The sequence below is a fragment of the Streptomyces sp. NPDC096339 genome, from assembly GCF_044762985.1.
Taxonomy (GTDB): domain Bacteria; phylum Actinomycetota; class Actinomycetes; order Streptomycetales; family Streptomycetaceae; genus Streptomyces.
In genome coordinates, this window is sequence record NZ_JBIWFI010000023.1 from 42,757 (window position 1) to 56,815 (window position 14,059).

At 72.0% G+C, this 14,059-nt stretch carries 13 protein-coding genes; 8 read left to right on the forward strand and 5 right to left on the reverse strand.

Going from position 1 to position 14,059, the window contains the following annotated elements; all coding sequences use genetic code 11:
- Positions 1–10: 10 nt before the first annotated feature.
- From ACIQ5Y_RS25730 to ACIQ5Y_RS25740, 3 genes are read left to right on the forward strand one after another with little or no spacing between them, the layout of a single operon-like run.
- Complete coding sequence (locus tag ACIQ5Y_RS25730) at positions 11–1,318, forward strand: DUF3616 domain-containing protein (protein WP_403885106.1); 1,308 nt, start codon at positions 11–13, stop codon at positions 1,316–1,318.
- Between the two features lie 54 nt (positions 1,319–1,372).
- Positions 1,373–1,693, forward strand: coding sequence for a DMT family transporter (locus ACIQ5Y_RS25735; RefSeq protein WP_403884910.1), 321 nt, complete (start codon positions 1,373–1,375; stop codon positions 1,691–1,693).
- Positions 1,693–2,229, forward strand: a complete 537-nt coding sequence (locus ACIQ5Y_RS25740; protein WP_403884913.1) for a TetR/AcrR family transcriptional regulator — start codon at positions 1,693–1,695, stop codon at positions 2,227–2,229. The genes ACIQ5Y_RS25735 and ACIQ5Y_RS25740 overlap by 1 nt, the downstream gene beginning before the upstream one ends.
- Before the next feature lie 182 nt (positions 2,230–2,411).
- Here the strand turns inward: ACIQ5Y_RS25740 and ACIQ5Y_RS25745 are convergent, their stop codons facing one another.
- The gene (locus ACIQ5Y_RS25745; protein WP_403884916.1) at positions 2,412–3,287 is read right to left on the reverse strand and encodes a winged helix-turn-helix transcriptional regulator; all 876 of its coding nucleotides are present in this window, start codon (positions 3,285–3,287) and stop codon (positions 2,412–2,414) included.
- Between the two features lie 94 nt (positions 3,288–3,381).
- Between ACIQ5Y_RS25745 and ACIQ5Y_RS25750 the strand changes: the two genes are divergently transcribed.
- Together ACIQ5Y_RS25750 and dapD are read left to right on the forward strand one after the other, a co-directional pair.
- Positions 3,382–4,611, forward strand: coding sequence for an MFS transporter (locus tag ACIQ5Y_RS25750; protein ID WP_403885109.1), 1,230 nt, complete (start codon positions 3,382–3,384; stop codon positions 4,609–4,611).
- A 9-nt stretch (positions 4,612–4,620) separates the two neighbouring features.
- Positions 4,621–5,601 (forward strand): 2,3,4,5-tetrahydropyridine-2,6-dicarboxylate N-succinyltransferase, encoded by a 981-nt coding sequence (dapD, locus tag ACIQ5Y_RS25755; protein ID WP_403884920.1) that lies wholly within the window; start codon positions 4,621–4,623, stop codon positions 5,599–5,601.
- 272 nt (positions 5,602–5,873) lie between these two features.
- On the opposite strand, the gene ACIQ5Y_RS25760 is transcribed toward dapD, so the two are convergent.
- The 3 genes from ACIQ5Y_RS25760 to ACIQ5Y_RS25770 all read right to left on the reverse strand — a co-directional run bounded on the left by ACIQ5Y_RS25760 (position 5,874) and on the right by ACIQ5Y_RS25770 (position 8,625).
- Positions 5,874–6,128, reverse strand: coding sequence for a hypothetical protein (locus tag ACIQ5Y_RS25760; RefSeq protein WP_403884923.1), 255 nt, complete (start codon positions 6,126–6,128; stop codon positions 5,874–5,876).
- 131 nt (positions 6,129–6,259) lie between these two features.
- Entirely contained in the window at positions 6,260–6,724 is a 465-nt protein-coding gene (locus ACIQ5Y_RS25765; protein WP_403884926.1) for a GNAT family N-acetyltransferase, read from the reverse strand.
- 59 nt (positions 6,725–6,783) lie between these two features.
- The gene (locus ACIQ5Y_RS25770) at positions 6,784–8,625 is read right to left on the reverse strand and encodes an endonuclease/exonuclease/phosphatase family protein (RefSeq protein ID WP_403884928.1); all 1,842 of its coding nucleotides are present in this window, start codon (positions 8,623–8,625) and stop codon (positions 6,784–6,786) included.
- 331 nt (positions 8,626–8,956) lie between these two features.
- Between ACIQ5Y_RS25770 and ACIQ5Y_RS25775 the strand changes: the two genes are divergently transcribed.
- From ACIQ5Y_RS25775 to ACIQ5Y_RS25785, 3 genes are all read left to right on the forward strand, one after another.
- Positions 8,957–10,426, forward strand: coding sequence for a hypothetical protein (locus ACIQ5Y_RS25775; protein ID WP_403884931.1), 1,470 nt, complete (start codon positions 8,957–8,959; stop codon positions 10,424–10,426).
- A gap of 161 nt (positions 10,427–10,587) precedes the next feature.
- Positions 10,588–12,033 (forward strand): argininosuccinate synthase, encoded by a 1,446-nt coding sequence (argG, locus tag ACIQ5Y_RS25780; RefSeq protein WP_403884934.1) that lies wholly within the window; start codon positions 10,588–10,590, stop codon positions 12,031–12,033.
- A 292-nt stretch (positions 12,034–12,325) separates the two neighbouring features.
- Complete coding sequence (locus ACIQ5Y_RS25785; protein WP_403884937.1) at positions 12,326–13,765, forward strand: alkaline phosphatase PhoX; 1,440 nt, start codon at positions 12,326–12,328, stop codon at positions 13,763–13,765.
- A 24-nt stretch (positions 13,766–13,789) separates the two neighbouring features.
- On the opposite strand, the gene ACIQ5Y_RS25790 is transcribed toward ACIQ5Y_RS25785, so the two are convergent.
- Positions 13,790–13,966: a hypothetical protein gene (locus ACIQ5Y_RS25790; protein WP_403884940.1), complete on the reverse strand. Its 177-nt coding sequence runs from the start codon at positions 13,964–13,966 to the stop codon at positions 13,790–13,792.
- Positions 13,967–14,059 lie beyond the last annotated feature (93 nt).

Genomic DNA, 14,059 nt, shown 5'->3' on the forward strand with positions numbered 1-14,059 from the left:
CGCCACCGTCATGCCCGCGCACGCGGTCACCTACGGGACCCCGACCATCTCGCTGTCCGCCGGCTACCTGTCGGGATCGGTGGGCGGGGTGGGAGACCAGACCGTCAACGTCACCGTCGGGCAGAGCGGCGCCGACGTCTCCGCCCTCACGGTCAGCGCGTCCGCCTCCAGCAAGTCCTCCGTCGCCGGCACCGGCGACGTCACGGTCACCGGCACCGGGGCGGTGCGCCGGTTGGCCGTCACCGCGCACAGCCGGGGCTACACCAACCTGACGATCAAGGTCACCGGGCTCGGCGGCAAGACCGCCACCAAGACCCTCTCCTACGCGGCCTCCGCCGCCGTCCAGAACCCGGCCGACGCCCGGTACTTCAGCGGCGCCTCGGACTCCTCGGCCGCCGTCGACGTCGGCGGCGGTTACACCGTCGTCGCCGACGACGAGAGCAACGTGCTGCGCCTGTACGACCGTGCCGGCTCCGCCGCACCCGTGCGCACCTGGGACTTCAGCTCCCAGCTCGGTGTCACCAAGGAGGTGGACATCGAGGGGGCGACCCGGATCGGCAACACCATCTACTGGACGGGCTCGCTCGGCAACAACAAGGACGGCGAGTACAAGGCCCCCCGCAACACCGTGTTCACCACGACGGTGAGCGGCTCGGGCTCCGGCACGCAGCTCGCGTACGGGCGCTCGTACAAGAAGCTCCGCGACGACCTGGTGGCCTGGGACGTGGCGAACGGGAACCGGTACGGTTTCGCGGCCGGCACGGCTGCCGGGGAGGCGCCGAAGCAGATCGACGGCTTCAACGTGGAGGGGCTGGAGTTCGCCCCCGGCTCGACCACCACGGCCTACGTGGGCTTCCGCGCCCCGCTGGCCCCGGCCGTGCTCGGTGGCAAGGCCCTGATCGTGCCGGTCACCAACTTCGACCAGGTCCTGGCGACGGGTGCCAAGGCGGCCATCGGATCGCCGATCGAGCTGGACCTGGGCGGGCTGTCCGTCCGTGACATCCGCAAGAACGCGCAGAACCAGTACCTGATCCTGGCCGGCTCCTGGGCCGCCGACGACAACTCGGACCCGTACGCGCTCTACCAGTGGGACGGCGTCCCCGGCCACGCCCCCGTCAAGCGGATCGACCTGCCGACGACCGACCCGGGCGGCTGGGAGGCCATCGTGGACGTGCCCGACCTGTCGGTGGCGGGCGCACGGGTGCAGCTGATCACGGACAACGGTTCCGCGGACCTCTACGGGGACGGCATCGAGGCCAAGGACCTCACGCACCCCGAGTTCAAGAAGTCCCGCGCGGCCTGGTTCACGGTCAACTGACTCGTGATGTGTACGGGTGTACGCAACGATGCGTACACCCGTACACTCGCACGTATGCCCTATGTACTGCTTGCCGCCGCCATAGCCGCCGAGGTCGCCGGGACCACCGCGATGAAGTACAGCGAGGGCTTCACGAGGTTGTGGCCATCGCTGGGCACGCTGCTCGGGTACGTGATCGCCTTCACCCTGCTCGCGCAGACGCTGAAGTCGATGTCGGTGGGTACGGCGTACGCGATCTGGGCGGGTGTCGGCACGGCCGCCATCGCCGCCATAGGCATGGTGTTCATGGGGGAGGCGGCCACCGCCGCGAAGATCGCCGGGCTGGTGCTGGTGATCGCCGGGGTGGTCCTGCTGAACCTCGGCGGGGCGCACTGATGCCGCCGGGCGTACGGCGCTACGACCCCGATCGGCGGCAGCGGATCATCGACGCGGCGATCCGGGTGGTGGGCGCCAAGGGCATCGCGGGGCTGAGCCACCGCAGCGTGGCCGCGGAGGCCGACGTCCCGCTCGGGTCGACGACGTACCACTTCAAGACCCTGGACGACCTGATGGTCGCGGCGCTGCGCCAGGCGAACGAGGGCCTCGTCCCGTCCCTGGCGGTACCGGAGGGCGACGACCTCGCGGGTGCGCTGGCGCGGCTGCTGGGGGAGTTCCTGGCGGCGGACCGGGGCCGGGCCGAGCTGGAGTACGAGCTGTACCTGGCGGCCCTGCGGCGTCCGGCGCTGCGGCCGGTGGCGGCGGAGTGGTGCGAGTCGGTCGTGGCGGCGCTGGCCCCGCGGACCGACCCGGTGACGGCCCGTGCGCTGGTCGCGGTGATGGACGGCATCAGCCTCCAGGTGCTCCTGACGGACACGGAGTACGACGAGCGCTACGCGCACGACATCCTGACCCGGGTCCTGCGGCCCGCGTAGACCGCGTTCGGCCCCGGTCCTCAAAGGCCGGACGGGCTGGACTCGCCTGCGGCGGCGCCTCAAACGCCGGCGAGGCTGGTTGCGCGCGGCGCGCTGCTTCGCCGCCGACGGGGCCGGCATTGCCCTGCGGGCCATCCAGCCGCGCCGGCGTTTGAGGCGAGGGGTCTGGGGCGGGGTCCCGGTCAGGCCAAGGTGCGGATCGTGGTCAGGGCGGCGGTCACCGAGGCCTCGATGTCCCGGATCGGATACAGCACTTCCCGCACCACCCGCTCCCGATCCACCACCAGCGTCAACCGCTTGAGCCGGTTCACTCCCGCCGCCCGGAACGTCGGCAGCCGCAGCGCCGCCGTCAGGCCGAGTTCCGCATCCGACAGGAGCGGGAAGCGCAGCCCCTCCCGCTCCGCGAACTCGCGCTGCTCGTCCGGCCGCTGCGTGGAGACCCCGTGCACCGTGGCGCCGGCGGCCGTGAACTCCGCGAGCTGGTCGCGGTACGTGCACGACTCGAACGTACAGCCCTTCGCGCCCGGGATCCCGCCCCAGCCGGGTGGGTAGGACTCGGTGCGCGCGTAGGCGCTCGGGAAGCAGTACAGGACCGTGAACGGGGTGTCCGCCACCGGGTCGCGCGGCTCGCCGAAACGGTCCGGCAGCAGCAGCTCCGGCACCCGGGTGCCGCGCAGCGCGTGTACCCGCGCCGCTTCCCGCGAGGCCTCCTCCGTCGTCGCCGTCATCTCTCCCTCTCCCAGGATCCAGGCGTCCCCCCAGTCCTGGAGTGCCACCAGGACCGGGATCAGTCCCCGCCCGCGCGGGGTCAGCCGGTATTCGTGCCGCACCGGGCGCTCCTGGTACGGCTCGCGCGTCAGCACCCCGGCCTCGACGAGCAGCTTCAGCCGCTCGGCGAGGACCTTGCGGGACATCCCCAGCTCGCGCTGGAGCTCGTCGAAGCGGTGCAGGCCGCGCGCGGTGTCGCGCACGATCAGCAACGTCCACCAGTCGCCCACGACTTCGAGGGCCTGGGCGATGGAGCAGTCGGCGTCGCCGAGGTGCGTGCGCTGGGCCATGGGACTCCTTTTCCGTTGACCCAAGGCTGTCATGCTGACATAGTCCGTTCCCAAAAGGAACTAACTTCGATCCGACTTGGGGGACACGGGTGTGCTGCAGGGGTTCAAGGACGTACCGAAGGTCGTGTGGCTGCTGGCTGCGGGGATCTTCGTCAATGCCGTCGCCGCTTTCACGATCGTCTTCGTCTTCCTCTACCTGACCGGCCCGCGCGGCCTCGGCGCCGCCCAGGCGGGTCTGCTCGTCGGCATCGGAGGCGTCGGCCTGGTCGCCGGGAACTTCACCGGCGGCTGGTACGGCGACCGCTTCGGCCACCGCCGCGTGCTGCTCACCGCCTCCGCACTCGGTGGCAGCGCCCTCGTCGTCCTGCCGGTGGTCCCCACCGGGCTGCTGGCCGTCTCGCTGCTGCTCGCCCAGTACGCCTCGGGGGTGATCCGCGCCGCCAATTCCGCGCTGGTCGCCGTGACCGTGCCGGAGGGCTCCCGGCGCCAGGCCTTCGCCGTAACCCGCTCCATGTCCAACGCCGGCTTCGCGGCGGGCGGACCGGTCGGGGCCCTGATCGCGACCGGGCTCTCGTACGACTGGCTCTTCGTCGCGGACGGCCTCGGCACCCTCCTCTTCGCCCTCTGGACCGCCCGGGTCGTCCCGGCCCGGGCACCCAGGAGCCCCTCCGCGGCCCCGGACGGGGGTCTGGGCCGCGGAGGGCTCTGGCGGGAGCTGCGCGCGAGGCCGGCCGTCCTCGTGCTGCTCGGCGCCATCGCCGTCATCGACCTCGTCTACCGGCAGCACCTCACGACGTTCCCGGTGTTCCTCGCCGACCACGGCATGGACACCCGCGCGTACGGGCTGCTCATCGCGATCAACGGCGGAGTCATCGTGCTCCTGGAGCTCCCGGCCACCCTCGCCCTGCGCCGGCGCTCCCCGCTGCCCGTCATCGGCTGCGGCCTGGTGCTGGTGGGCGGCGGCTACGCGATGCTGCTGCTCGGCGTGAGCATGGCGACCGCCGCCGCCATGATGGTGCTGCTCACCTTCGGCGAGATCCTCTACAAGACCACCGCCACCGCGTACGTCGCCGACGAGTCACCCGAGTACGCCATCGGACGGTTCCAGAGCCTGTACGCGGGCGTGTCCATCAGCGGTTTCGTTCTCGCCGGACCCCTCGGCGGGGCCCTGTACTCCAAGGCGCCCGGCCTGCTGTGGCCCCTGTGCGCGGCCCTCGGCACGGCCGCCGGGGCAACCGTGCTGGCCATGGGCGTGCGGGAGGCGCGGCGACGCGCGAGACCGGCACATGAGACCGGTTCGCCCAGGGTGGCCGTCGCCGGTTAGGTTTCGGGCATGACTGCTACGCGTACCACCGGCGCCGTCGCCGCCGGACTTGCCACCATCACCGCCGACGGCACCGTCCTCGACACCTGGTTCCCCGCTCCTGAGCTGGTCGCCGAGCCCGGTCCGGCCGGCACCGAGCGCCTCACCGCCGAGCAGGCCGTGGAGCTCCTCGGCGCCGCCGCGGCCAAGGCGATCCGCACGGACGCGGTCCGCGGCGTCGAGGTCGTAGCCGTCCGCACCGTGATCGCCTCCCTGGAGGACAAGCCGCTGGACGCGCACGACGCGTACCTGCGCCTGCACCTGCTCAGCCACCGCCTGGTCAAGCCGCACGGCCAGAACCTCGACGGCGTGTTCGGCCTGCTGACCAACGTCGCCTGGACCTCGCTGGGCCCGGTCGCCGTCGACCAGGTCGAGACCGTCCGCCTCAACGCCCGCGCCGAGGGCCTGCACCTCCAGGTCACCTCGATCGACAAGTTCCCGCGGATGACGGACTACGTCGCCCCCAAGGGCGTGCGCATCGCCGACGCCGACCGGGTCCGCCTGGGCGCGCACCTCGCCGAGGGCACCACCGTCATGCACGAGGGCTTCGTCAACTTCAACGCGGGCACGCTCGGCACCTCCATGGTCGAGGGCCGCATCTCCGCGGGCGTCGTGGTCGGCGACGGCTCCGACATCGGCGGCGGCGCCTCCACCATGGGCACCCTCTCGGGCGGCGGCAAGCAGATCATCTCGATCGGCGAGCGCACCCTGATCGGTGCCGAGGCGGGCATCGGCATCGCGCTGGGCAACGAGTGCGTCGTCGAGGCCGGCCTGTACGTCACCGCGGGCACCCGGGTCACCCTGCCGGACGGCCAGATCGTCAAGGCCCTGGAGCTGTCCGGCGCCGACAACATCCTCTTCCGCCGCAACTCGGTCACCGGCGCCGTCGAGGCCCGCCCGTACAAGGCGAACTGGGGCGGCCTGAACGAGGTCCTGCACAGCCACAACTGACGACCACGGGTCGTCTCACCGAGCGCCCTCCCGCCGCACCGCGGCCGGAGGGCGCTCCGGCGTTCGGCGGGACACCTCCGCGTACGCTCGCTCGATCTCACCCGGGTACCGGCCCAGGCGGAAGCGGACCGGCGGGCCGGGGCAGGTGCTGATGAGGAGCGTGCTCGCCGTACCGCTCCGCGCCCCGGGCCCTGCGGGCCGCCGGCGGCGCCGGAACCGGCAGCGCCCTCCCACCCGTTCGGGTGGGAGGGCGCTGCCGGTGTACGTGGGCGTCAGCTCAGCGGGATCCTGCGGACCAGGCCGGCGAAGGCCTCCTTCTCCGCCTCGGTCAGCTCCACCGCTTCCATCGGGTGCGCGGCGGCGCCGCGCTGGGCCGGGATCACCGCCAGGCCTTCGAAGGCACCCGGCTCGGGGTGGTGGAAGCGGCTGTCCCACAGCATGTGGCCGAGGCCGACGAGCCAGACCAGGGCCGCGACCAGCAGGACGGCGAGGCCGATTTCCTGGGCGAGGGAGATGGAGGGGAACACGCGGTCCTCCAAAAACGTGGATGCAAGATCGGGCGATCGGGCGTGGGGATACTCAACACCCCCAAGCGGCCGATTAGGCGGAGATGTGGTGAGCGTCACGCCAGGGCCGAAAGGCCCTACTTTGGGTCCGCTCAGTCCGTCAGCGACAGCTTGAAGCCCTCGTGGCTGCGGGCGAAGCCCAGACGTTCGTAGAAGCGGTGGGCGGCCGCGCGCCTCTTGTTGCTGGTCAGCTGGACGAGGCCGCAGCCGCGCTCGCGGGCCCGCGCCACGGCCAGCCGCATCAGCGCCGCGCCGAGCCCCTCGCCGCGGCGGTCCGGGCGGACCCGTACCGCCTCCACCAGCGCCCGCTCCCGCCCGTTCTGGCCCAGGCCCGGGATGTACGTCAGCTGGAGGCAGCCGAGGACGACCCCGTCCGGGCCGTCCGACCCGTCCGTCAGGACCAGCATCTCGTTGCGGGTGTCCACCGCGATGGAGGCGAAGGCCCGCTCGCTCGCCCCGTCGACCACGATCGAGGCCGGGTCGACGACCTCGTCCTCGTCGGCGAGCAGGGCGAGTACGGCGGGCAGGTCCTGGCGGGTGGCCTCACGGAAGATCATGCCGGGATTGTGGCAGGGGGTCCGGCCGGGACGGCGCCCGGACCCCCTGCGGCCTGCGGCTACGGGCGGAAGCGCAGCACCTGCGGGTCGTGGTCGCTGTTCTGGGCCGAGAACTCGGCGTTGATGTGCACGCTGTCGTAGGTGAAGTTCTTGATCGAAGGGCTGGTCAGGATCTGGTCCAGCACCTGCGCGTTGCCCTGGTAGACGTACGAGTAACGCTCCGCCTTCGGCAGCGACTTGATCGCCGGGTACAGGGCGCCGCCGTCGGTGAGCGCCTGCGTGGTCGCCGAGAACTCGAAGTCGTTGATGTCACCGAGGACGAGGACGTTCGCGTTCTTCTCGGCCGCCAGCAGCTCCTTGACGAAGCCGTTCACGGCCTGCGCCTGGAGCAGCCGCTTGGCCTCCGAAGAGCGCACCGGCGGCTGGTGGTGCGAGGTCAGGCCCTCGTCGCCGCCCTTGGAGCCGAAGTGGTTGGCGATCACGAAGACGGTCCGGCCGCGGAAGACGAACTCGCCGGCCAGCGGCTTGCGGCTGTCGGCCCACGCCGGGTTCGCCGGGTCGATCCGGCCGGGGGAGTGGGTGAGGGCCGCGTGGCCGTTCTCCCGCACCACACCGTTCGCGGTGGTCGCGTCGCCCGCGGCGCGGTCGGTGAAGGAGACCCGGGCGGGGTTGAAGAGGAACACCTGGCGGATGTTGCCGCCGGGCTCGCCACCGTCCTTCTTGTCCTCCGGGTTGATGGTGCGCCACTGGTACGCCGGGCCGCCCGCGGCGGCGATGGCCGCGGTGAACTTGGTCAGCGTCTGCTCCGCGGAGACGGTGCCGTCGTTCTTGGCGCCGTTGTCGTCCTGGATCTCCTCCAGGGCGAGGATGTCGGGGGAGGCGAGGTTCTCGACGACCGCCTTGGCCAGGTTGTCGAACTTCTCCTGCGGGTCGGTCGGGTCGAGGTTCTCGACGTTGTACGTCGCCACCGCGAGCTCGCCCGGGCTCTGCGCCTTGGTCTTCTCGGGGGCGAGGGTGCCGGCCTTGACGGTGCCGAGGGTGCGGGCCACCAGCGTGTAGCCGCCGAACTGGTTGAAGTCCAGCGGGCCTTCGGTGGTGCCGGTCAGCCGGTCGCCGACGTTGGCCACGGGGAAGGGCTGCTGCGCGAGCGGCGCGAGCTGCTGGATCTGGAGGCGGCCGGTGTTCTGGGACTCGTACGAGCCGTAGACCGTGCCACCGCGCTTGGCCGGGTTCTCCCAGCCCTTGACGGTGACCCACAGCTCCGCGTACGGGTCGGTGGCGCCGACCACGCGCGAGGTGCCGATCGCCACGTTCATGCCCTCGAGGGACTCGTAGTAGTCCAGGGCGTAGCGGGAGGGCTCCAGGGTCAGGCCGTTGATGCTGCCGGCGGCGGCAGGGTCGCCCGCGGGGGCGTATTCGGCGGGCACCGAGTACTCGTTGATCTGAACGGCCTCGGGCAGGGCGTTGCCCGAGGAGACCACGGTGACGGTCGGCTTCGAGATCTGGGTCACCGACTGGTTGCCGGAGTTCAGGCCGCCGGGGACGTACTCGCCGACCGTGCCGGAGACCTTGACCGCGTCGCCCACGGCGACGGTGGGGACCGAGTTGGTGAAGACGAACACGCCTTCGCTGGTGGCGTCGTTGTCGTCGGCATCCGGGTCCTGGATCCAGAAACCGCGCGAACCGTAGGTGCGGACGCCCGTCACGATGCCCTCGACGCCGGCGACCTGCTTGCCGGCCAGCGGGGATATCCGGGTGGTGCCCTGGATGTCGTGGATGCGTATCGGATCGGCGGACACGGCGCCTTCGGCCGCGTCGGCGGAGCCCGCGAGCAGGCCGGTGGCCAGTGCGGTGGCGACGAGGGCCGCGACGGCGGCGGAACGGGGATGCGAGGAGCGCATGGTCGGGAACTCCGGTGTGGGATGAGGGAAATGCAGAAGGGGGGGTGGGCATGGGGCTCCGCGAGGGGTCGCCCCCTGGGATCCCGACATGTCTACGCGCGTCAATTTCCTGTGTGGCCGGCAAAGTTGTCAAGCCCTCCAGGGAATACGCCGGTTGACTGTGGGATGAACCAAAGGTGATGGGGCGCCAGGTGCGCCCGAAATGCGTCTACGCTGGGGCTTCCGTCCGGCCGGCCGCCCGGTCGGCGGGCGCCCCGGCGCGGCCCGCCCCGGCCCGCCCCCGGCCACCCCGGCCGCCCCACAGCGTTCGCTTCGCGAGGAGAACCGCCCCATGTCCGCAGAGCCGCACCCCACGCTGCCGCCGGTACGGCTGCCCGCCGATGCGGAACTGGCCCGCGACGCCCTCGGTGCCCCGCTGTTCGCCCGGGCCGTACGGCTGGCCCGCTGGGCCGGACCGGACACCCGCGTCGAGTTCGGCGGCGAACTCGCCGGCGACCAACTGCCCCTGGCCGCCCGGGCGCTGGGCCTCGACACGTCCGAGGAGGACTCCGTCGTCCACGCGAGCCAGGCCTGGCGGGTGGCCGTCGACACCGGACTGGTCGACGTGACCGAGCCGGAGGAGGCATCGGAGGAAGCGGAAGCCCGGCCCGGCACCGCCGCGCCCGGCGAGGACCTCGCGCTGGTGACGGGCGGTGCGCCCGCCGACGTGCTCGACCTGTGGCTGGCCGCCCTCGACACGGTGCTCGCCGACGCCGCAGTACCCGACCTGGACGACCTCGTCGACGCGCTCGACGCGGGCGGCGAGATCGACTTCGACCGGCTGAACTGGAACCCGGGCCGCGAGGCCGACTTCCTCGACGGGGTCCTCGCCAACCTCTACCTGCTCACCGTCGCCGAGGGAGGGACCGCGGACGGGCCGGTTCCGCTGCCCGTGCTCGCCGCGTCGATGGTCGTGCCCGACGGCATGGGTGAGCCGACCGACGCCGTACTGGAGCAGGTCTCGGACGCGATGATGAGGCTCGACGACCAGTTCCGGCAGCTGGAGCCGATCGGGTTGGTGGAGTACCAGCCCGTCGACGAGGCCCTGATGACGGAGGCCGAAGAGCAGCCGGGGAACGCGGACGGCGGGGACGAGGAGGACGTCTCCCGCTACGGGATGGTCCGGCTGACCCCGCTCGGCCGGTACGGCATCCGCGCACGGATGCTGGAGGCCGGGGTCGAGGCCCCCGCCGTCGGCGACCTCTCCGGCAAGGGCGCCGACGCGCTGCTGGACGGGGTCGCCCGCTACCCGGAGGGCGCCGCGCAGGCCGAGATCGAACAGTGGCTGGCCGGCCGTGAACTGCCCGGCGCCGTCGCCGAACTGCTGGCCGCGGCGCGCGGTGACGACGAGGGCGCCCCGCTGCGCCGGCTGCGCTGCCAGCAGGCCCTCGCGCCGGCCGGGCCGGAGGCGGAGCCCGTGGTCCGTGCGGTGCTCGACGACCCGGAGCTCGGCGGGCTCGCCCGGGTCTGGCTGGCCGAACACGGGGTGGTCGACGTACCGGCGCCGGACGGGGCCATGGTGTTCTGGCTGACGGTCGACACGATCGCGGCCCAGCTCGCCGCGGACGGGGAGACGGAGGAGCTGCCCCTGCTGATGGAGACCCTGACCGCCCACCACACCGGCTTCTTCGACCAGGCGTGGCGGGTGGACCACCCCGCGACCGCGGACGTCCTGGAGGCGATGGGACGGCTGCACCCGGACAAGAAGACGGCGAAGGAGGCCCGGAAGGCGGCGTTCAAGGCGCGCTCCCGGCAGTCCTGACCCGGGCCGGCCCCGGGGTGGTCGTCCCGGGGTGGAGTCGACGGCCCCGGGGTGGTCGTCCCGGGGCGGAGCCGACGGCCCCGGGGTGGGAGTTCCGAGCGGCCCCGAGGTTCCCGGGCACCCCCTTTGCATGAATATGCGCTTTGGTGCATACTCTTTCCATGTCCAAGGTCCTCACATCCCTGCCCGCCGGCGAACGCGTCGGCATCGCCTTCTCCGGCGGCCTCGACACCTCCGTCGCAGTCGCCTGGATGCGCGACAAGGGTGCCGTCCCGTGCACCTACACCGCCGATATCGGCCAGTACGACGAGCCCGACATCGCCTCGGTGCCCGGCCGCGCCAAGACCTACGGTGCCGAGATCGCGCGCCTCGTCGACTGCCGCGCATCGCTGGTCGAAGAGGGCCTGGCCGCGCTCACCTGCGGCGCGTTCCACATCCGCTCCGGCGGGCGCGCGTACTTCAACACGACGCCGCTCGGCCGCGCCGTCACCGGCACCCTGCTCGTCCGGGCGATGCTCGAGGACGACGTGCAGATCTGGGGCGACGGCTCGACCTTCAAGGGCAACGACATCGAGCGGTTCTACCGCTACGGCCTGCTCGCCAACCCGCACCTGCGGATCTACAAGCCCTGGCTCGACGCGGACTTCGTGACCGAGCTCGGCGGCCGCAAGGAGATGTCGGAGTGGCTGCTCGCCCACGACCTCCCCTACCGTGACAGCACCGAGAAGGCGTACTCCACCGACGCCAACATCTGGGGCGCCACCCACGAGGCCAAGACCCTGGAGCACCTCGACACGGGCGTCGAGACCGTCGAGCCGATCATGGGCGTGCGGTTCTGGGACCCCACGGTCCAGATCGCCACCGAGGACGTGACGATCGGCTTCGACCAGGGCCGCCCCGTGACGATCAACGGCAAGAAGTTCGCCTCCGCCGTCGACCTGGTGATGGAGGCCAACGCCATCGGCGGCCGCCACGGCATGGGCATGTCGGACCAGATCGAGAACCGGATCATCGAGGCCAAGAGCCGCGGCATCTACGAGGCCCCGGGCATGGCCCTGCTGCACGCCGCGTACGAGCGTCTCGTCAACGCGATCCACAACGAGGACACCCTCGCGCAGTACCACAACGAGGGCCGGCGCCTCGGCCGCCTCATGTACGAGGGCCGCTGGCTCGACCCGCAGGCGCTGATGGTGCGCGAGTCGCTCCAGCGCTGGGTCGGCTCGGCCGTCACCGGCGAGGTCACCCTCCGGCTGCGGCGCGGTGAGGACTACTCGATCCTCGACACCAAGGGCCCGGCGTTCAGCTACCACCCGGACAAGCTGTCCATGGAGCGCACCGAGGACTCCGCGTTCGGTCCGGTGGACCGGATCGGCCAGCTCACCATGCGCAACCTCGACATCGCCGACTCGCGGGCCAAGCTGGAGCAGTACGCCGGTCTCGGCCTGATCGGCACCGGCAGCCCCGCCATCGGCGCCGCCCAGGCCGCCGCGACCGGGCTGATCGGAACCCTGCCGGAAGGCGGCGCCGAGGCCATCGCCTCCCGCGGCGAGGTCTCCGGCGAAGAGGAGATGCTGGACCGCGCCGCGATGGAGTTCGGCACGGACTGAAGCACGACTTGAAGCACGGCCTCGGCCGGTTCGGCACCCCGTGGTGCCGGGCCGGCCGTTTCCGTTGCCGTGGATTCGACCGGCTCGGTGTCCGTGGTGTCGGCGGCATGGGTGAGTCTTCGGGCAAGCTGTCGACAATGCGCCGTTCCTGGTGCGGAGTTGGCCATTCCGCCCACCGGAAAGGGGTCGGCTCCGCTTCGCGGGTAGTTCAGCCGCCGTTCACGTGCGGGCGGGAGCGTGTGCGCCGACACCCGCACGACAGGCGCACCACCTCCCCACCCCTGGAGACCCGATGCCGCTCAGCCGTAGAGACTTCACCGCCCGCACCGTCATCGCCGGTGCGGGAGTCGCCCTCACCGGGACGGTCGGCGCACTCGCCACCGCCCCGGGAGCGCTGGCGGCCGAGGAGGGCGAGCAGCGCGACGAGCGCGGGCGGCCCTGCGAGCCCGGCTACGGCCCCCTCGTCCCCGACCCGGCCGGCATCCTCGCCCTCCCGGCCGGATTCTCGTACCGGGTGATCACCCACAGCGGGGTCACCAAGCTGGAGTCCGGCGAGATCACCCCGTCCAACCACGACGGCACCGCCGCCTTCGCGGGCCACCGAGGGGTCACCCTCCTCGTCAACAACCACGAGCTCAAGGGCAAGCGGTCGAACTGGGCCCACCCCGTCCCGCTCACCGAGGGCCTCGTCTACGACCCGGCCGCGGCCGGCGGCTGCACGGTCGTCGAGGTGCGCCGCGGCGGCGAGGTCGCCGAATGGGTGGGCATCGCCGGTACGTCGACCAACTGCGCGGGCGGCGCCACCCCGTGGGACACCTGGCTGACCTGCGAGGAGACCGAGGACCTCGCCGGCAAGAACGGCATGACCAAGGACCACGGCTACGTCTTCGAGGTCGACCCGCACGACAACCGCGCCAACCGCGACCCGCAGCCGATCAAGGCCTTCGGCCGGTACGCCCACGAGGCCGTCGTCATCGACCCGCGCCAGGGCCACGCCTACCTGACCGAGGACGCCTCGGGCCCCAACGGGCTGCTCTACCGCTGGACCCCGCCGGCCGGCTTCCGGCACGGGCGCGGCAAGCTCCGTACGCTCGCCGCCGACGCGGGAGTGCTCCAGGCCCCCAAGTGCACCGACAGCTCCGGCCTGTTCGTGGACGACCTCTCGCGCGCCACGAAGATCGGCACCGTCTACGGGGTCGACTGGGTGGACGTGCCGGACCGCGACGCGCGGACGGTGCCGGTGCGCAAGCAGTTCGCGGACGGCACGGTGACGCGCGCCCGCAAGCTGGAGGGCATGTGGTGGGCGGACGGCGGCGCGTACTTCGTCTCCTCGTACGCCCGTGAGGAGAGCCCGGGCGCGGCCCACGACGGCCAGGTGTGGTTCTACGACCCGAAGCGACGCACCATCCGGCTGACCGTGCTCCTCGGGGTGAACGCCGACCCGTCGGTGGACGGCGGTTACGACGGCCCCGACAACATCACCGTGTCCCCCTACGGCGGCCTCGTCATCGCGGAGGACGGCTCGGGGCTCCAGCACCTGTTCGGCGCGACCGAATCGGGCCGCACCTACCCCCTCGCCCGCAACGAGATGAACATGGGGACGGCCGAGGTCCCGGAGTACTCCGAGTTCACCGGTGTCTGCTTCTCCCCGGACGGGCGCACCCTGTACGCCAACATCCAGGACCCGGGCATCATGCTGGCCATCACCGGGCCGTGGCGGCGCACGCGCTGACGCCTTTCGGCGTCGGCCCGGCGGCTACTGGGAGGCGGCGAGTTCCGCGCGGGAGGCCTCGGCCCACTCGGCGAGCAGGAACTCGTACGCCTCCGAGGGCCACTCGCCGTCCACCCGGGTCTCGACAAGGTGCCGTATCGCCTCGTTCGCCTCGGCGGCGGACGGGCGGGCGGGCCCCGCGGGGGTGAGTGACTCCTTCATGCGTTCAAGGCTACGGGCGGGCACTGACAGCCACCTCCGGATTACGCGTGGCATCCATCACCCGGGACGCCCCTCGGTGGCTCCATGTGCCCG